The sequence below is a fragment of the Clostridium sp. OM05-6BH genome, from assembly GCF_003481635.1.
Classification (GTDB): Bacteria; Bacillota; Clostridia; order Lachnospirales; family Lachnospiraceae; genus Butyribacter.
Genome location: NZ_QULH01000012.1, coordinates 56,942 through 77,371, shown reverse-complemented (window position 1 = coordinate 77,371; position 20,430 = coordinate 56,942). Strand labels below are relative to the sequence as shown.

The window sequence follows — 20,430 nt, the reverse complement described above, 5'->3', positions numbered from 1 at the left end:
AATATGCAGAAATGAGATAAAATATTTTATAGCGAGCGGTTGCCGGGCCGCAGTATATTTTTTGCGGATCCCACTCTTAAGATCCACATATTCTTCCGGTAATACTTAAATCAAGAAAGGACGAAATAATATTATGAACAACATGCCTAAAATGAAAATTGGTATTGTAGCTGTGAGCAGAGACTGCTTCCCAGAGTCACTCTCTGTCACAAGAAGAAAGAACCTTGTAGAAGCTTACAAGGCAAAATATGATGAGGCTGACATTTATGAATGTCCTGTTTGTATCGTTGAGAGCGAGATCCACATGGTACAGGCTTTGGAGGACATTAAGAAAGCCGGATGTAACGCACTTTGCGTATACCTTGGTAACTTTGGTCCGGAGATCTCTGAGACATTACTTGCAAAACACTTTGATGGACCTAAGATGTTCGTAGCTGCTGCAGAAGAGACATCCAAGGATGGTGGCCTGGTACAGGGTCGTGGTGATGCTTACTGCGGTATGTTAAATGCAAGCTATAACTTAAAGCTTCGCAATGTAAAAGCTTATATCCCAGAGTATCCGGTAGGAAACGCTGAGGAATGCGCTGATATGATCCATGAGTTCGTTCCGATTGCAAAAGCAATCTACGCTTTGGATCACTTAAAGATCATCAGCTTTGGTCCTCGTCCATTGAACTTCTTAGCTTGTAATGCTCCTATCCAGCAGCTTTACAACTTGAATGTTGAAATTGAAGAGAACTCTGAGCTTGACTTGTTTGAAGCATTCAATAACCATGCCGGAGATGCTCGTATCCCTGATGTTGTTAAGGATATGGAAGCAGAGCTTGGCGCAGGCAACAAGAAACCTGAGATCCTTGAGAAACTTGCTCAGTATGAGATCACTCTCCTTGACTGGATCGAGGATCACAAAGGATACCGTGAGTTCGTTGCGATCGCCGGTAAATGCTGGCCTGCATTCCAGACACAGTTTGGTTTCGTTCCTTGCTATGTAAACAGCCGTCTGACAAAGATGGGTATCCCTGTTTCCTGCGAAGTTGATATCTATGGTGCATTGAGTGAGTTTATCGGAACTGTTGTCAGCAACGATGCGGTTACTCTTCTCGACATTAACAATACTGTTACACCGGATATTTACGAAGAAGATATCAAGGGCAAATTCGATTACACATTGAAAGATACTTTCATGGGCTTCCACTGTGGTAACACAGCTTCCACAAAGCTTTCCTTCTGCGAGATGAAGAACCAGATGATCATGGCTCGTTCTCTTCCGGAGGAGGTTACAAACGGAACTCTCGAGGGAGACATTGTACCTGGAGACATCACTTTCTTCCGTCTGCAGAGTACTGCTGATGCAAAACTTCGTGCTTACATCGCACACGGTGAAGTTCTTCCGGTTGCAACTCGTTCCTTTGGTGCGATCGGTATCTTCGCAATCCCAGAGATGGGTCGTTTCTACCGTCATGTATTGATCGAAGGCAACTACCCTCATCATGGTGCTGTAGCATTCGGTCATTATGGAAAGGCTCTTTACGAAGTATTCAAATACATCGGTGTTGATGTAGATGAGATCGGCTTCAACCAGCCTAAGGGAATGCTTTACAAGACAGAGAATCCATTTATGTAATCTGATCCTTACAATAATATAGTAACATTTTATAGGAAAGACACACTGTTTCGGCAGCGTGTCTTTCCGTGTAAAAATACAAAACATTTTAACCGAAGGAGGTTTCATATGAACTATTTAATTGGTATTGATTTGGGAACATCCTCAACCAAAACCGTACTTTTCGATGAAAAGGGAGAAGTAATTGCTTCCGCAAGCAAAGACTATCCTTTGTACACACCACACAACGGCTGGGCAGAGCAGAAACCGGAAGACTGGCGTGATGCTGCGTTAGAGACGATCACAAAAGTCGTAAAAGATTCCGGTGTCGCTGCAGATGATATCAAGGGTCTTGGTATCTCCGGTCAGATGCACGGTCTTGTCATGCTCGACGAGCAGGGCGAGGTGATCCGTCCTTCCATCATTTGGTGTGACCAGCGTACCGAAAAAGAATGTGAAGAAATGACAGAAAAAGTTGGCGCAGAAAAGTTGATCGAGATCACAGCCAACCCTGCCATGACAGGATTTACTGCTTCTAAGATTCTGTGGGTTCGTAATAACGAGCCTGAAAACTACGCAAAATGTAAACACATTCTCCTGCCAAAGGATTATGTTCGTTACATCTTGACCGGTGAATTTGCAACAGAGGTTTCTGATGCTTCCGGTATGCAGCTGTTGGATGTACCAAAACGCCAGTGGTCTGATGAACTTCTTGAGATCTTAGATATCGACAAGAGTCTTCTTGCAAAAGTATATGAATCTCCGGAAGTAACCGGAACGATCTTACCAGAGATTGCTGCTAAGACAGGTCTTTCTACTTCTACTGTTGTCGTAGGTGGTGCCGGCGATAATGCTGCCGCTGCTGTAGGTACCGGCGTCGTGGAGGACGGTAAAGCATTTACCACGATCGGTACAAGTGGTGTCGTTTTCGCACACAGCAACAACATCTCTATTGATCCTAAGGGTCGTGTACATACTTTCTGCTGCGCTGTTCCAGGTGCATGGCATGTTATGGGTGTAACACAGGCTGCCGGATATTCCCTCGCTTGGTTCCAGGAAAATATCGGAACAGAGTATGCTCGTAAGGCAAAAGAGCAGGGATGCGGTGCTTTTGATCTGATCAATGCAGATGTACAGAAAACTCCGATCGGAGCAAACCGTTTGATCTACCTCCCATACTTAAATGGTGAGAGAACGCCTCATGTCGATCCAAACTGCCGTGGCGTATTCTTCGGTTTATCGAGTATGCATACAACCGCTGATATGGCTAGAGCCGTAATGGAAGGTATTCAGTACTCTTTGACAGACTGCAACGATATCATCAAGGAAATGGGAATCGAAGTTTCTGAAATGATGGCTTGTGGCGGCGGTGCCAAGAATGCCGTTCAGCGTCAGATGATGGCTGATATGTTTGGCTGCGACGTTAAGACCGTAACCGCAACAGAGGGTCCTGCTCTCGGTGTTGCTATTCTTGCCGGTGTTGGTGCCAGACTGTACGAAAGCGTAGAATCCGCTTGCCGTCAGATGATCCACACTGATCCTGCGAAAGAATGCCATGCTGATCCAAAGGCAACAGCAGAGTATGATAAGTATCATCAGATCTACAAGAATCTATATACCTGCTTAAAGGATCAGTTCCAAGAGTTAGCAAAACTGTAATTGCTCGGTAATAAAACCACAATTACTATTGTATAAACGCACGATTTCATAAGGTGTCAAAATATAATTTGGCACCTTATTTTTAAGGAAAATTGAAACGGCGAAAGATGCAGTATCATCTTTCGCCGTTTTTTAGTCGTTTATAATTCCTTAAATTGCATGAAGATTTTTTAAGGATATGTCCATAATCGGTGCAGAATGTGTCAATGCTCCACTTGAAACATAATCCACACCAACATCGATCATATTCTGAATATTTTCTTTGGTAACATTGCCGGAACATTCGGTCAACGCTCTGCCATCAATGATCTGGATGGCTTCTTTCATCTGTTCCGGAGACATGTTATCCAACATAATAATATCAGCGCCCGCTTCTACCGCTTCCTTTACCATGTCCAAGTTCTCAACTTCCACCTCGATCTTATGCACGAAAGATGCGTATTCTTTCGCCATCTTGACCGCTTTCGTAATGCTTCCTGCTGCGCCAATGTGATTGTCCTTCAACATAACACCATCTGAAAGGTTAAAACGATGATTGCTGCCGCCACCTACTTTCACAGCATATTTTTCAAAAATGCGCATATTTGGTGTGGTTTTGCGGGTATCTAACAATGTCGTGCCACTGCCCTCTAACATCTTGGCAATGGATCGTGTATACGTAGCAATACCGCTCATGCGCTGCAAGTAATTTAATGCTGTTCTCTCTCCGGACAGCAATGCACGAATATCTCCGGTAATAACGGCCATTAACTGACCCACTGTAACTTCATCGCCATCTTCCACGCGCATATCAAAGTTTACCGTATCATCTAACAATTCAAATACACGTTTAAACACACCAAGTCCGGCAATGACGCCATCCTGTTTACAGATCAACTGTACCTCGCCCTTCTGGTACTCCGGCATCACACAATTCGTAGATAAATCTTCGCTTGTAATATCTTCCTCCAATGCCATGCGGATCAATCGATCAGCATTGACACGATATGTAATCGGATCTTTCATCTTATCCTCCTGTCTATCATCTGTTGCTTCGTCTCTATCAACTTCCGGCAACCCTGCTATAAATGTCATCACATCATTGCTGCCCGACCTGCAACATCATTGCTTTGTTTCTAATGTCGTTTCTTCTCTGCCTCGATTTCCTGCAAAACCACATCTTTATAATGTTGCTGCAAGCCTTTCAAGTCCTTATATTTTGCTTCGTCAACCGGAGAGCCATCCATGATCTGCTCCCAGTCGGTATCCGGCAAAAGTTCCTTGATCTGGACTGCTGCACGCTCTGCAAATACCATAGATTCCAACAAGGAATTGCTGGCAAGACGATTCTTTCCATGTACGCCATTGCAGGATGTCTCACCGACAGCATACAAACGGTTCATGCTTGTCTTACTCTCATGGTCTACACGTATTCCGCCCATGAAATAATGCTGCGCGGGAACAACCGGAATACACTCTTTCGTCGGATCATATCCCTCTTCCAAACACTGCTGCATAATATTTGGAAAATGACTGCGGATCTCTTCCTCCGGTATCTTTTCCATGGAAAGCCATACAAAAGGCGTTCCATCCTTTTTCATTTGTTTATGAATTTCCGCTGTCACTACATCTCGTGGCTGCAATTCATCACAAAATCTCTGCTTATTTTTGTCAAGCAGTATTGCACCTTCTCCTCGAACCGATTCAGAAATAAGAAATCTCCGTCCCGGCTTCTCGGAATATAACGTTGTCGGATGGATCTGAATATAGTCAATATGTTCCATCTCTATCCCATGACATAATGCGATTGCAAGCGCATCACCGGTAATATGCCGGAAATTTGTCGAGTGCTGGTACAAACCGCCAAGACCACCGCTGGCAAGAACCGTAAACTTTGCATACATCTCCCGCAAAGTGCCATCTGACATTTTCGCTACAATCCCGGCACATCCTGACTCATTCTCTATAATGTCGATCATCGTCGTATGCTCTAAGATCGTAATATTACTGCGTTCTCTGGCCCTTTCCAACAAAGTGCTGGTGATCTCCTTGCCGGTAATATCTTCATGAAACAGGATGCGCGGTCTGCCATGTCCACCCTCGCGGGTAAACACCAATCCATTGTCATCTCGTTCAAAATCTACGCCATAACCGAGCAACTCCTTAGCGATCTGCCTCGAAGAACGTATCATGATCTCTACAGATTTCGGATCGTTCTCATAATGGCCTGCCCGCATCGTATCTTCAAAATAGCCGTCATAGTCCTCTTCATCACGCAGCATACACATTCCCCCCTGCGCTAAAAAAGAATCACTCCGATCAACTTCATCTTTGGTTATCATACATATTTGCAGTTCTTTCGGAAGATGCAGCGCATGATACAATCCTGCAGCACCCGTCCCGACAACAACTACATCTGTCTTTATTTTTTCCATTGTCCACCTATCTTTTGGTTGTTTTTAGGCTCATTATAGCATACTTGCGCGCACCTTAAAAGCGGAAATCTCTTTTCCCATCATTTAATTCAGACAAATATTCCATTGCTTTGGCACGTACCTTCTCATTCGGTACTTTTAAGATTTCTTTTGCGATCAATTCTTCACCAATTTTCTTTGTCTCCGGCGATGCATAATCTTCCAAATATTCTTTCAGAGTCATTAACGCATTAGGGTGACAGCAGTTTACAATCTGTCCTGACTTCAAAAGAGACATGAAACGGTCACCGGTACGCCCCGCACGATAGCAGGCAGTACAAAAACTTGGTACATAGCCAAGCTTCATCAGCCAATTAACTACCTCATCCAGACTTCTTGTATCACTCACATCAAACTGCGCTGAACTGTCATCACGCACCGGCTCTGTATATCCGCCGACACTCGTACGGGACCCTCCACTGATCTGAGAAATACCGAGTTTCAACACTTTTTCACGTGTGCGCTGTGACTCGCGTGTTGATACGATCATTCCGGTGTATGGTACCGCAATACGGATCACCGCAACGATCTTTTCAAAGATCTCATCCGGTACTGCATTGCTAAAGTCTGCAGTGTCAATATCATCTGCCGGACAGATACGCGGTACGCTGATCGTATGCGGGCCAACTCCCTGTGCTGCTTCCAAATGTTCCGCATGCATCAAAATGCCGACCAATTCATACATATAGCCCTCCAGGCCAAACAATACACCCAGTCCGACATCATCAATGCCACCTTCCATAGCTCGGTCCATCGCCTCTGTATGGTAAGCGTAATCATGCTTTGGTCCGGTTGGATGAAGCTGTTCATAAGATTCTTTGTTGTATGTCTCCTGAAACAGGATATACGTTCCAATGCCGGCATTTTTTAATTTGGTATAATTTTCTACAGTTGTAGCAGCAATATTGACATTCACACGACGAATGGCGCCATTCTTATGCTTAATGCTGTAGATGGTTTCAATACTTTCCAAGATATATTCCAGTGGATTGTTGACCGGATCCTCGCCCGCTTCGATTGCGAGACGCTTATGTCCCATATCCTGCAATGCGATAACCTCATCACGGATCTGCTCCTGAGTCAGTTTGATACGAGGAATATGCTTATTTTTGTGATGATACGGACAATAGGTACATCCATTGACACAATAATTTGACAAATACAGTGGAGCAAACATGACAATACGCTGTCCGTAAAACTTTTCTTTGATCTCCATTGCTAATTTTGTAATCTCTTCATTAACTTCCGGAATGTCACACTGCATTAACACAGCCGCTTCCTTATGGCTGATACCCTTTGCCAGTTTTGCCTTATCGAGGATCTGACGAAGAAGCTCCTTGTTATTTTTGTTCTTCTCGGCATAATCGAGAGACTCTAAAATTTCTTCGTGATTGATAAACTCTTCTGCTTTTAATGATTTTGGGTCGTAACTATAACTACTCATTTCCTCATCCTCCATTACGAAAAGACACCTCATACCAAAGGCATGAGGCGTCTTTTTTGCATTATTAAGCACTGTACACTTCCTCGTATACAGCTATCCAACTCACTTCATGTCTTAATGTCAGGCAAATACCTGCGCCTTAAGAACTAAGGATTTGGTGATTACATTACCATTCTTACTTCTGTAACATCAGTAAGCTTGTCTGCAGGGATGTAATTATCATCCTGCTTCTCACCATTAATATAGAACTCCTTAAATCCAGCCTGTGCGCCGTTCGGATTTTCTACTTTGATAACGATTTTCTTGCCACGGAAATTCTTTTCCATTGTCATTTCTTTCCAATCACTTGGGATCGTTGGAGCAACACGAAGTCCATCTAAATCAGGACGGATACCGCAGATACCCTCAACGCAGCCTACCATACAAGTGGAAGCTGTTCCAGTCAGCCAGTGTACATGAGAACGTCCATGGAATGGGCTTTCATCACCCTCTGTGTACTGTCCGTGTACATATGGCTCCAATTTACGGATCTCAGCCTTGTCGTTCTGAGAAGATGGTGAACTTTCCTCAAAATACTGGAATGCTTTGTCACCATGTCCCATCAAAGCTTCTGCCAAGATCAACCAGCCCTGTGTCTGAGAGAAAATACCACCATTCTCTTTGGTTGATGGTGGGAACAAACCAGCCAATGCGCCATCAAAATAATGATCTACATAAGATGGTGCCATCACCTTAGCACCATAAGCGGTATTCAACTCACGCTCTACAGATTCCATTGCGATCTCAGCCTGCTCTTTGGAAGCATGACCGGAGATAACTGCCCAAGTCTGTGGATTGAGCCACATACTTGCTTCCGGATCGTTCTTGGAACCGATCAATTCGCCGGTATCCTTAAATCCACGATTGTAGCGGTCATCTTCCCACCACAGATCGTTGATCTTATCGCCAATCTCTTTCTGTGTCTTATCCAAATATGCAATATACTCTGTATCGTTCTTCTTCTCTGCAAAGTAACGCATGATCGTAAATGCATAGTAAAGCTGCAATGCTACGAAAGAAGACTCACCCTGTGCACCAAGACGGAGACAATCGTTCCAGTCTGCATGCAATCCTGCCGGAAGGCCGTGTGGTCCCAAATGGTTCATTGAGAAATCAATTGCTTTCTGCAAATGCTCATAAACCGTTGCTTTCTTCTCAATATTAGACCAAGTGATCTCCTCATCCATAAAGTCCAGATTACCTGTCTCAGAGATGTACTTATAAACTGTCGGGAACAACCATAATGCATCGTCTGCACGATAAGCCGGATGGCCTGTCTCGCGTACATAATCCGGATCATCCGGTGTGCCCTCGTGTCCTGCACGCTCCTCATGATCAAAACGAACTAATGGAAGTCCGCCACCATTATCTACCTGCGCAGATAACATAAAACGGATCTTATCCAAAGCTGCCTCTGGATCAGTATGAATAACACCCTGAATATCCTGAACAGTATCACGATAACCATATCCGTTTCTCTCACCACAATAAATGAAAGATGCTGCTCTGGACCAAGTAAAGGTTAAGAAGCACTGATATGCATTCCATGTATTTACCATACTGTTAAATGCCGGGCTTGGTGTATTGATCTTGAAGTTCTCAAGCTTAGCATGCCAGTATTTCTTTAACTCCTCGATCTCTTTGTCACATACGGAAACATCTTCATATGCAGCAATGATCTTATCTGCATCAGACTCTTTGTACTTACCAAGTAAGAATGCCATCGTCTTTGTCTCGCCCGGAGCAAGCTCTAATGCTGTATGCAGTGCACCACAACTGTTCTCGTTGTAATTGCATACGCCATCGCATTTACCACGCTCTACTGCTACCGGATTGCCGTAATCATGGTACAAACCAATGAAAGCTTCCTTATCACCGTTGTAAGATGTCACAGGCTGTCCTGCCAGACCGAAGAAACGCTCTTTACCATTACTTCCGTCCGGACCTTTGTACCAGTTTAAGTTGATCTGCTGATAGATCTTGTTCTTGCGGAAGCTGGTGTTGGTCGTGCAGAGAGAATACTGCAGGTTTACCTGATCCTGATTGTAATTGTCATCGTTAGAAAGTTCTGCATAACCGAATACAGAAATCTTTCTAGGCTTGTCTGATGTATTGGTTACTTTACAGCACCATACTTCATATACTTTATTCAATGGCACATAATACATTGCCTCTGATTTAATTCCGGCATACTCTGCAAACATCTTTGTATAAGCAGTACCGTGATGAACTTCGCTCTTATATTCGTTTAAGTCCTTGCCAACCGGCTGCCAGGATGCTGACCAATAGTCACCATTCTCATCATCACGAAGATAGATATAACGGCCCGGTGTATCATCACTGTTGAAGTGATAACGCAAAATACGTCCGTTCGCTCCACTCTTTACGAAGCTGTATCCACCTGCGTTATTCGAAATGATTGCGCCATACTCCGGTGAGCCAAGATAGTTACACCAAGGTGCCGGTGTGTTTGGTTTGGTGATGACATACTCTCTGTTGTCGTCATCAAAATAGCCGAAATTCATAGTTTGTTCCTCCTTAAAATGAAATATTTTGTAAATTCCAGTTCTATACTGTTTCTTTGCAGATCTTGCCTGCCACCTATTGTCGCAACAGGCGCTCCAGACATTTTCTCATAATGGTACATCTTTATCATTATACGACACCAAACCGCCCAGTTCAAGAACATTCTTCACATTTATTAACATTATTTTGATCTGTGCACTGTAAGGAATGACCATTTATACGGAAATCCACATAACATTCAATCCTTCGGCCTCTGCGCTATTTTGAAACCAATACAGATATCGCCAATTTTTGTTGTGAATAACCTTACGAAGTTTTTTACAATCATCAAATCCAATGCCACGTCCTCCCTCATCCTGATCACAAACTCTCGTAGTAGCACGGATATCAAGCTCTTCTACATTACTTCTCCTAAATTCTACATTGATCAAAAGCTTCTGCTTCGAAAGATCCAACCTTTTCAAATATTTCGTATCGTTCAAATAAATGTACTCTAATTTTCGACATTTTTTTAGATCCAAGGAAGTCGCCGAAATACCGTTGGCATATAATTCTTTCAATGCAGTATACCGTTTTAAATTAGGGCTTTTCATCTTCGTATTGCTGATATCTAACAGCTCCACTCGTTCCGGATTTGGCAGGGAAAACATCTTTGTTATCCTATTATTTCCGCAACGAAATTCCCGTATTTTTTTGTTAGCCGAGAGATTTAACGTTCTAATTTTCGTGTGGCTTACATCAAGTTCTCGTATTTTTTTGTTGGCAGACAAATCCAATTTTTTAATCTTCGTACTGCCAACATCTAATGTCTGCAGCTTTTTATTCACAGATAGATTCAATTTTTTAAGATTAGTACCGTGAACATTCAACACCTCTAATTTCTTATTATTTTTTACAGACAATTGTGATATTTTACTTCCGGACAGATTAAGAGATACTAAATCTCTCATACGACTCACATCAACCTTTCGAATTGTACTGTCCTCAGGATAATACGTCTCCAAATCCAATGCCTTCAATCCATTAGAACCTTTCATTTTCATCTTGCCAAGATTACGCAATTGCACCGTTGCATATTGCAACCTCTTGCAATTAGAGAAATCAAGATACTTCACACTTGTCCAATGATCTCCAATATCAATCGATTGCACCTTAGAACCGGATAAGTCTATTTTATCATATTTGCCATCCGATGATATAGAGACTTTTTCTAATTTTGGCAGATTTTTCAAATTAAGATCCCCTTTATATTGCTCTACACTGATATCCACTGTTTTCAAGTTCCTGCCATAAAATTTTAGACCGGATAATTTTTTTCCGGAGATTTCCAAGCTCTCCAGCTTTTTATTTTTTCGCAGATCAATATGATTCATCGTCTGAACATCCAAATCAACACTCTTCAAATTGTAAAAGTATTGCATTCCTTTTAGTGATGTCTTTTTCTCATCCTCTGACGCAAAAACAATTAAATATTTTACCTTCTTGATTTCAGATGGACTGAGTTTCCCATCACTATCCTCATCCCATCGCTGTTTCAACTCTACACGAACAGCTTTACTTGGAAAATTCTTTTTTGAAATGCGTACCGTCCTGCCCGCAGCATCAACTCTGCTTTCCAGTCCCAATACTACGACCAATGCCAATGCTACAAACACCATCCCTTTGATCATTTCTTTCATAGTAATCACCTGACCTTTCCTTATTCGTTTCTTTTTCATTTGCTCCTCCTTACCCATGCCGCTTTTCACATGTAAAAATAGATACTTTAGATACAAAAAAACAATCTACTTTATACAGAACTTCCGTTAGTTACATCTTTAGTACACCATAGGTCTGTTACCTTGTCAACAATAGCAGCGTAATCTTAATAATTCTTAAGAATTCGAACTTCGCATATCAAAAAGTTTCGGATATGCGAAGTTTGAGCAACGTAACTAATCGGCGCTGTGCTAGATCAGTTCTACGGAATACGTTTTTAACCAATAATTAATCTGCAACAAATATGCTAACATCTGTGGACCTGCCATCAACTGTCCATACCAAGGTTTTCCATAATCTTTGGTGCTGTCGATAAACTTTTGTACTTTTTTTCGATCCACGATCTGCAGGATCGGCGCTTTCGAGTCTTCAATTTCCTGCTGCAGTCTTGTTCCCAATAATGTTTCATAATACGGATCATAACTCTTAGGATATGGGCTTTTGCGTCGAAACAATATTTCATCCGGCAACAGTCCCCGCGAAGCCTGCCTAAGCACATTTTTTACCAGTCCGTCTTTGGCTTTCATTTCCCAAGGAACATTAAATATATAGTCAACCAATGTGCGATCGGCAAATGGTACTCTTGCTTCCAGTCCGGAATGCATACTTGTTCTGTCCATGCGATTGAGCAGTGTCTGCATAAAATAACGAATGTTCAAATAACCGATCTGCCTGCGATTCGTTTCGATCTCATCTTCTCCGGGAAGGATCGTCACCTCTCGTACCGACCGGTCATACATTTCCTGTACAAACGCATCCATCGGCAAGCTCTCACGTACCTCGTCTAACAATAGCATTTTACGAGGTGCAAGATCCGGCGTCCACGGAAACGTCCCACTCTGCAAAAATTCTGCCCGGTGAAACCACGGATATCCACCAAATACTTCATCTGCACATTCTCCGGTCAAAACCACCTTATGCTGTCTACCGACCAACTGGCAAAAATACACCAATGAAGAATCTACATCCGCCATACATGGCATATCATGCGCTTCCACAGAATCATACAGCAGATCTGCCTGTGTTTGATAATCACACTCTAAATAATGATGTTCCGATCCCAGGTATTCGACCATTTTGTCGACATACGGCCGATCCTGAGATGGCTGGAAAGAATTGGCTTTGAAATATTTTTGATTACCGGTAAAATCAAACGAATACGTGACAAGCTGTTTCCCCTGCCTGCGCAGTTTGGCTGCACACACAGCAGAAACCACACTGGAATCCACCCCGCCGGACAAAAAAGTACAGATCGGCACATCCGATACCATTTGACGCTCAATGACATCAACTAACATCTGTCTTGTTTTGGCAATGGTCGTATCGTAATCATCTTCATGTGGATGACTGGACAATCTCCAATACTGTCTGTTTTGCAAGCCATAACGATTCACGGTCAGATAACAGCCCGGTTTGACTTCCGAAAATCCATGATACAATCCCGACCCCGGTATACGAGCCGGTCCCATACCAAGCAGCTCACATAATCCTTTCTCATCAAGCTGCGCTTTCACACCCGGATACGACAGGATCGCTTTGGGTTCCGATCCAAACAGTACCATTCCATTTTGCTGCGTATAAAACAATGGCTTGATTCCAAAAGAATCCCGATACAAATATAAGGTATCATGCCGTTCATCCAAAATAGCAAAGGCAAAAATGCCATTAAGTCGTATGACAAACTCCGGCCCATATTCCAAAAAAGCCAACAAGATCACTTCTGTATCTGATGTAGTCTGAAAACGCCATCCCTTCTGCTGCAACGTTTTGCGAAGTTCCCCTGCATTATAGATCTCGCCATTATAAACAATCTGATAAGAATTCTTTCCTCTGCGTCTGCTCATAGGCTGGGAGCCATCTTTGAGGTCAATGATCGAAAGTCTGGTATGCGCTAATCCCGCCCGTTTTCCTAAGTAGATCCCCTGCTCATCCGGTCCACGATGCAAAATACTTTGCTGCATCTTTTGTAATATGTTTTCATACTTTTCACGATTTGCTGTAAAGTCTGCATTTCCATCAAAAAATCCCGCAATTCCACACATATACTAATCTCCAATACGAAAAAGTTCATAGTATTATATGCAGAATGCGGGGTTTCGTGTTGTTCTTATAAACGGAATAATTTGGCGCCATGAGCAGCTACTGACACTGCCTCACAATTGCGTAGATCCTGTTGGTCACCACTCCACAATTCCTTCGCTATATTTGCTGTAATGCCGTACCGCTCGATCGCATCCCAAGGCAGACTCACATCACCTGCCTGATCCTGCAGATTAAATACCGCAATGTAGGTATGTTTGCCATCTGTATCTTTGGTACACCACACAGCCTGTCTGTTATCACGCATCATTTGTCTGGCTCCGGACGAATGAGACAACAGATGTAATACGTCGGCATTCGTCAGTAATGACTTCGTCCAGTCATCAAGCTGTGGCAAGTCCGCACCGATCATCATCGGCGAACGGAACACTGACCACAGTGTCATCATCGTAATCTGTTCCTCTTTCGTAAAACGAGTATCCCGCTCATCCGCAAAGCCTTTTCCAAGCTTACCGACCGGAAGCATGTCACAGTCCGGATAGCAGCCTTTGGTCACATGGCTCTGCCAAAGCTCGCAACGTTCAAACATTGGCACAAGTAACTGCCAGTCATCCCAAAAATCATCTGTGATACGCCACATATTCGCATGCGTTTCATAATACCACGCTTCCTCAATCTTAGCCGGTCCCGGGGACAAGCTAAGAACAATCGGCCGACCGCATTTTTCAATCGCCTCCGACAACATTCGTATTTCTTCTTTGGCTGTCGGCATATCCATACGGCATATGTCATCACATTTGATGAAATCAACACCCCACTGAGCATACAACGCAAGCAGAGAATCATAATATTCCTGCGCTCCTTCTGCCGCCGGATCAATTCCATACATATCCGGATTCCACTCACAAATGTTATTCGGCTGTGCGATCTCATTTGCCGTGTGGGTGGAATGTAAGATCTTAGCGTGCGCATGCACTGCATTTCTCGGTATTCCACGCATAATGTGTATACCAAATTTAAGCCCCAGATCATGGACATATTGTGCAAGAGGTGCGAATCCCTTGCCACCCGCCGCCGATGGAAAACGCTGCTCGCACGGCATCAATCTGGAATACTCATCCATGGCAACATCCCAAAATGGTATATACTGGTAACGATCTCGTTGACTGCCTGCATCATAACTGTACCACTCAATGTCAACGACAATATATTCCCAGCCATACTGTTTTAAGTACTTTGCCATGTAATCCGCATTCGCTTTAACCTGTTCCTCCGTAACACCGGTATCATAATAATCGTAACTGTTCCACCCCATCGGTGGCGTTACCGCAAATAAATTCTTGTTCATTCCATCATACCTCATTTCTGCTGCAACATGTTTATAATTCAAACTTCCCATCCCTCATTATCTCGCACAACCACATATTGCTTATTATATTAATGGTCTAATTATATTTTGCAGCCACTATATAGTGAATCCTGCCATCAAGAAACTATAGCGATGGCTATTATCATAGCATCGCTATCATGTTAAAAATATCATTTTTGGTTACAAAATTTGTAATATTGAATGTCCTATTGTTCCTTCCGGCATCTCTACTCCAAAATTATCTGCGATCGTTGCTCCAATCACTGCAAACGTCTGCTGCTCCGGCAAATTGCCTCCCTGCCTCATCGACGGTGAGTATGCAATAAACGGTACCTTTTCTCTCGTATGATCGGTTCCGGTGTAAGTCGGATCGTTGCCATGATCCGCTGTCAGGATCACAAGATCATCTTCCCGCAAAACTTCCAGCAATTCACCAAGTTTCTTGTCAAACCGTTCTATCTCTTCTCCATAACCGATCGGATTACGGCGATGGCCCCACAGCGCATCAAAATCCACCAGATTGGTAAAACATAATCCCTTGAAATTGCGCTTTGCAATATCGATGGTCTGTTCCATACCATGCACAGAACTTTTGGATTTGTTGGATTCTGTCAGACCTTCTCCATCAAAGATATCAAAAATCTTTCCAACAGAGATGACATCCAGACCGGCATCTTTTAACGCATTTAATGCCGTTCTGCCAAACGGCTTCAACGCATAGTCGTGTCGATTAGAAGTACGCACAAACTCCCCACGCTTTTTGCCAACGTATGGTCTTGCGATGACACGCCCCACCTTCCATTCATCACGCATCGTAAGTTCTCTTGCGATCTCGCAATAATGGTATAGCGTGTCAAGTCCCATCGTCTCCTCGTTACCGCAGATCTGCAGCACCGAATCGGCCGATGTATAAACGATCAAATGTCCCTCATTAATCTCTTCTTCGCCCAGTTCATCCAGGATCACCGTACCACTGCAGCTCTTATTCCCAATGATCTTTCGTCCGGTCTGTTTCTCAAGTTCTGCGATCAGCTCCGATGGAAATCCGGTGTCCGTAAATGTTTTAAATGGCTTGGTAATATATAGTCCCATCATCTCCCAATGCCCGGTCATCGTATCCTTGCCGTGGCTTTTTTCACACAATTTTGTCACCTTAGCCAAAGGTTCCGTAACGGACGCTACTCCATTGATCGGTCGGATATTTGCTGCGCCAAGTTTCTGCAGATTCGGTATATGAAGCTGCATCTTTTCAGCAATATGTCCAATGGTATCCACATTGCTATCGCCGTACTGCTCTGCATCCGGCATTGCGCCAAACCCTAAAGAATCCAATACAATGACAAATACTCTCTGAAATTTCCCCATAAAGAAAGCCCTCCCTTCGTTAAGCCAACTCCTGTTCATAAAATAACTTTCGAACAACGGTTTCATACTCCGATAATTTACGGCTCTTTTTGATCTGCTTGAGATACTTTTCATGCTCCGTAAACTGCGGTGCCATAAAAATCCACAGCTCTTTCATCTTATGTAACAAATGCACGTCCCCGGACAGTTCCTGTTGGTACGCATCAAACAACTCATAATAAAATGCTTCTAACTCCTGCTTGCCGGTATCCTTCCCCACAATTCCACTGACAAGACCAGGGTTAGAAAGCAATCCCCGTCCGATCATAACAGACGAAAGTTGCGGGAATTCCTGTCCCAATTCACGGACATCATCTTCTGTTTTTATATCTCCATTATAACACACCGGATTCACGCTTGTCTTATATGCCTGCCTAAATATTTCCCGGTGTACGCCCTCCCGGTACATCTCCGTTCTGGTTCGCGGATGAATCGTCAATTCACAAATTGGGAATGTGTTATATAACTGCAATAAGTCCGTAAACTCTTCCGGATCTTCCCAGCCAATTCTTGTTTTTATCGAAATCTTTGGCTTGGCGTATTGATAAATCTCTTCCAAGAAATGCTGCAGCTTACTGCGATTTTCCCATTTCAAAAAACCGGATCCCCTCCCCTTGCCTGTCACAGTGCCGGAAGGACATCCGAGATTCAAATTTACTTCCTGATAACCAAGTTCATACATTGTCTCTGCAGCGCACAAAAAATTCTCTGCATGATTGGTAAGGATCTGCGGGATCAACGTAACCTCTCTGTTATTTTCCGGTAAAATATCGCGCAGCTCTTTGCGTTTCATAATCCCGCCATCTCTCGTCACAACAAACGGTGAATAATATCTGTCTATCCCCGGAAAATGTTTATGATGAATATTCCGATACAAATAACCGGTAATCCCCTCCAACGGAGCAAAATAGTATTGCATAAATCTCCTCCACTAAACTCTATATCATCCCATTCGCACTCCCTCAAACAACCTTAAAATTGTGTTGATATGCCTGCTACTGCAGCGGGTTCGCATATGATGGGCAGTACGCGTTTATGGCATTGCAGATCTACTTCATCAAAATATCCACCGTCCTCACCATCTAACGTCCACTGAATATTATCATCGCTCACAATATGAAAATGACTGGAGCTGATCGTGAGCAACTGTTCGGAATCCAGATTTTTGGTCAGCAAGGAGTTGATGACAAGCTGCAATTCCACCGGATTTTTGATCTTACGAATAAACAGTGCCTCTAATAAGCCATCATCCATTTTAATGTCGCGGTTTTGATATGCCTTAAATCCTGCCACGGATTCAGAATTGCTGATCAGTCCAAGCAAAAAATCATCTTCGATCACGCCTTGATCATAGATGATCTTCATATGATGCACCTTAATCTCTGCAATATGTTTCAATGCCTCCACAAAATATGCTGTTTTTCCCAACGCATTTTTAAGCTCTTGCGGTGTCTGATAAGAAACTTCTGTAAATGCACCAAAAGCTGCAACGTACGTGAAATATTTCTCATTAAACTGTCCGAGATCACAATGGAACACTTCTCCGTTAACCACCAAAGACGCTGCCTCTTCCATCACCTTCGGAATGCTTAAGCTCGATGCAAAATCATTTACAGTTCCTGCCGGAATGTACCCACAGACCGGTTTTTGTTCTAAAGACATCAGCCCGGTTGCGACTTCGTTCATCGTACCATCGCCACCGGAACACACAATATAATCATATTCCGTGCCACGCTCTTCTACAATACGAGTCGCATCTTTCGGGCCTGCTGTCGCAAAGATCGTCACTTCAAAAGATGCCTTGCAAAACACCTGCACAATATTTGATAGATGCGTACTGATCTGTTCTTTACCCGCCATCGGATTATACACAAATAACATCTTCTTCATAACTAATCCTCCATTTCTATGAAATAAACATCGCGTCTCCAAAGGAAAAGAATCGATAACGTTCTTTTACCGCCTCTTCATAAGCTGCCATAATATGTTCCTTACCCGCCAACGCAGAAACCAACATAAGCAGCGTTGACTCCGGTAAATGAAAGTTAGTGATCAGACAGTCTAACATCTTAAATCGATAACCCGGATAAATAAAGATGCTCGTATCACCCTCTCCCGGATGTATGACGCCGTTGTCATCGGTTGCAGATTCTATCGTACGGCAACTGGTCGTCCCAACGCAAATAATGCGGCCGCCCGCCTGTTTTGTCTGATTGATCTGATCCGCTGCTTCCTTCGTAACACGATAAAATTCCGTATGCATATGATGCTGTTCCACATCATCAACCTTGACCGGGCGGAATGTTCCCAGTCCGACATGCAGTGTCACGCGCGCGATCGATACACCCATCTGTTCGATCTGCTGCAATAATTCTGTGGTAAAATGCAAACCTGCCGTCGGCGCTGCCGCAGATCCCTCATATTTCGCATAAACAGTCTGATAACGATTTTTATCCTCCAGCTTATGTGTAATATAAGGTGGCAGTGGCATCTGTCCCAACTGATCAAGGATCTCTTCAAAAATCCCCTCGTACTCGAAGCGGATCAAACGATTTCCCTCTTCCACAATATCAACAACTTCTGCCCGTAACAGGCCTCCACCAAAGACAAGCCTGGTACCAGGTCTGGCCTTTTTGCCCGGTTTCACTAAGGTCTCCCAAACATTATCCTCACCACGTTTAAGCAGCAGTACCTCAACCTTGCCGCCTGTTTCTTCACGTTCTCCGATCAATCTCGCCGGAATCACCTTCGTGTCATTCAACACGAGACAATCCCCCGGTTTTAAGTATTCTGTGATATCGTGAAATATGCGATGCGTAATCTCCCCGGTCTGTTTATCCAAAATCATCAAACGGGAAGACGCTCTGTCAGAAAGTGGATCCTGTGCGATCAATTCTTCCGGAAGATCATACGCAAAATCTGATGTTTTCATACTAATTCTACACTCCTTTTTTACTCAATTGTCATTTCAAAAATCATTGCAATTCTAAACACCCTGCAAATACATTTGGCTTGGATAAAGTTAATTGTTTCATCCGCAATTTGCCTTTGCAAGAATAAACTTTTCTATGACATGTGCAACACCATCTTCATCATTGGACAATGTTACATAATCAGCCACTTCTTTAACAACATCCTGCGCATTTGCCATTGCTACCCCAATCCCTGCAAATGCGATCATAGAACGGTCATTAAACCCATCCCCACAAGCGATCAGGTCCTCTTTAGTCTGACCCAGTGCTTCACACAATTTGCCAAGAGACGCCGCCTTATCCACATGTTTCGGTAAAAGCTCTAAGAAAAACGGCTCGGAGCGTCCTACGTCAATACGGTCTCCATACTTTTCTCGGAAAAGGACTTCTAACCGTGCTGCATGTTCCGGATCTGCCGTCCCCAGACACTTATTGACCGGCGTTGTGACCTGCGCTGCCGGATCCGCGAAAGGACATATTTCCAATCCATTGATCCGGGACTCCAGTCCCATGTATTCGTCAACGATCTCCCCGGAAATGATCTTTCCATTCTGATACGTCATCATTCCAATCTGATGCTCTTTCGCCTCATCGAATAAGATCGGGATCATATCCAGTGGCATCGTCTGCTGAAACAGAATTTCTCCCGTTTTGCAATCCTGTACTCTTGCCCCATTATAGGAAAGCATATATCCTCCCATCTCCGAAAGATGCAACTTATCCGCTACCCTTTGAACACCCGGAGTCGGTCTTCCACTTGCCAGCACAACGATATGACCCTGCTCCTGCATTTTAGCGATCATTTCCTTTGTGCGTGGCGTGATCTCTTTGTTCGAATCCGTTAATGTTCCATCTAAATCTAATGCTAAAATCTTACGTGACATAAAAAACCTCATTCCTATAAATGTAAAAAACAAAGCCTGCGCTTTGCATTGCATAACGCTACTGTAAAAGTATTTTTCTATAAAATAAAAATAGTTATCAAATTTGAGCTCTGCTCAAATATGCAATACACATAAGAAATACATGAAAGCTTGTATTTCTTACCTTTCGCTAGTTATCAAATTTGAGCTCCGCTCAAATATGCAATACACATAAGAAATACAAGGAAGCTTATATTTCTTACCTTTCGCTAGTTATCAAATTTGAGCTCCGCTCAAATA

At 43.3% G+C, this 20,430-nt stretch carries 14 protein-coding genes; 2 read left to right on the top strand and 12 right to left on the bottom strand.

The annotated features are described in order from the left end of the window. Nucleotides 1-133 precede the first annotated feature (133 nt). Together DXB73_RS10450 and xylB are read left to right on the top strand one after the other, a co-directional pair. The gene (locus DXB73_RS10450; RefSeq protein WP_022026133.1) at nt 134-1,624 is read left to right on the top strand and encodes an L-fucose/L-arabinose isomerase family protein; all 1,491 of its coding nucleotides are present in this window, start codon (nt 134-136) and stop codon (nt 1,622-1,624) included. 108 nt (nt 1,625-1,732) lie between these two features. Next, nucleotides 1,733-3,262 (top strand): xylulokinase, encoded by a 1,530-nt coding sequence (gene xylB / locus DXB73_RS10445; protein WP_118691088.1) that lies wholly within the window; start codon nt 1,733-1,735, stop codon nt 3,260-3,262. Nucleotides 3,263-3,412: 150 nt separating this feature from the next. On the opposite strand, the gene nadC is transcribed toward xylB, so the two are convergent. The 12 genes from nadC to DXB73_RS10385 all read right to left on the bottom strand — a co-directional run bounded on the left by nadC (nt 3,413) and on the right by DXB73_RS10385 (nt 20,151). Beyond that, complete coding sequence (gene nadC, locus DXB73_RS10440) at nt 3,413-4,267, bottom strand: carboxylating nicotinate-nucleotide diphosphorylase (protein ID WP_118691101.1); 855 nt, start codon at nt 4,265-4,267, stop codon at nt 3,413-3,415. A gap of 110 nt (nt 4,268-4,377) precedes the next feature. Next, the gene (locus tag DXB73_RS10435) at nt 4,378-5,676 is read right to left on the bottom strand and encodes an L-aspartate oxidase (RefSeq protein ID WP_118691087.1); all 1,299 of its coding nucleotides are present in this window, start codon (nt 5,674-5,676) and stop codon (nt 4,378-4,380) included. Between the two features lie 55 nt (nt 5,677-5,731). Continuing rightward, nucleotides 5,732-7,159 carry a [FeFe] hydrogenase H-cluster radical SAM maturase HydG gene (gene hydG / locus DXB73_RS10430; protein WP_243034712.1) on the bottom strand — a complete coding sequence of 476 codons (1,428 nt, stop codon included), beginning with the start codon at nt 7,157-7,159 and terminating at the stop codon, nt 5,732-5,734. A gap of 161 nt (nt 7,160-7,320) precedes the next feature. After that, the gene (locus DXB73_RS10425) at nt 7,321-9,723 is read right to left on the bottom strand and encodes a N,N'-diacetylchitobiose phosphorylase (RefSeq protein WP_118691086.1); all 2,403 of its coding nucleotides are present in this window, start codon (nt 9,721-9,723) and stop codon (nt 7,321-7,323) included. 216 nt (nt 9,724-9,939) lie between these two features. Beyond that, nucleotides 9,940-11,442, bottom strand: a complete 1,503-nt coding sequence (locus DXB73_RS10420) for a leucine-rich repeat domain-containing protein (protein ID WP_118691085.1) — start codon at nt 11,440-11,442, stop codon at nt 9,940-9,942. A gap of 231 nt (nt 11,443-11,673) precedes the next feature. Next, nucleotides 11,674-13,524, bottom strand: coding sequence for an asparagine synthase (glutamine-hydrolyzing) (asnB, locus tag DXB73_RS10415; RefSeq protein ID WP_118691084.1), 1,851 nt, complete (start codon nt 13,522-13,524; stop codon nt 11,674-11,676). A gap of 65 nt (nt 13,525-13,589) precedes the next feature. Continuing rightward, entirely contained in the window at nt 13,590-14,870 is a 1,281-nt protein-coding gene (locus tag DXB73_RS10410; RefSeq protein WP_118691100.1) for a glycoside hydrolase family 27 protein, read from the bottom strand. 201 nt (nt 14,871-15,071) lie between these two features. Then, on the bottom strand, nt 15,072-16,256 hold the full coding sequence (locus DXB73_RS10405) for a phosphopentomutase (RefSeq protein ID WP_118691083.1): 1,185 nt from the start codon (nt 16,254-16,256) through the stop codon (nt 15,072-15,074). Nucleotides 16,257-16,275: 19 nt separating this feature from the next. Next, nucleotides 16,276-17,214: a tRNA-dihydrouridine synthase family protein gene (locus tag DXB73_RS10400; protein ID WP_118691082.1), complete on the bottom strand. Its 939-nt coding sequence runs from the start codon at nt 17,212-17,214 to the stop codon at nt 16,276-16,278. 53 nt (nt 17,215-17,267) lie between these two features. Then, nucleotides 17,268-18,185 carry a YegS/Rv2252/BmrU family lipid kinase gene (locus DXB73_RS10395; RefSeq protein WP_118691081.1) on the bottom strand — a complete coding sequence of 306 codons (918 nt, stop codon included), beginning with the start codon at nt 18,183-18,185 and terminating at the stop codon, nt 17,268-17,270. 16 nt (nt 18,186-18,201) lie between these two features. Beyond that, nucleotides 18,202-19,227, bottom strand: coding sequence for a tRNA preQ1(34) S-adenosylmethionine ribosyltransferase-isomerase QueA (gene queA, locus DXB73_RS10390; RefSeq protein WP_118691080.1), 1,026 nt, complete (start codon nt 19,225-19,227; stop codon nt 18,202-18,204). 99 nt (nt 19,228-19,326) lie between these two features. Continuing rightward, nucleotides 19,327-20,151: a Cof-type HAD-IIB family hydrolase gene (locus DXB73_RS10385; protein WP_118691079.1), complete on the bottom strand. Its 825-nt coding sequence runs from the start codon at nt 20,149-20,151 to the stop codon at nt 19,327-19,329. Nucleotides 20,152-20,430: the final 279 nt, after the last annotated feature.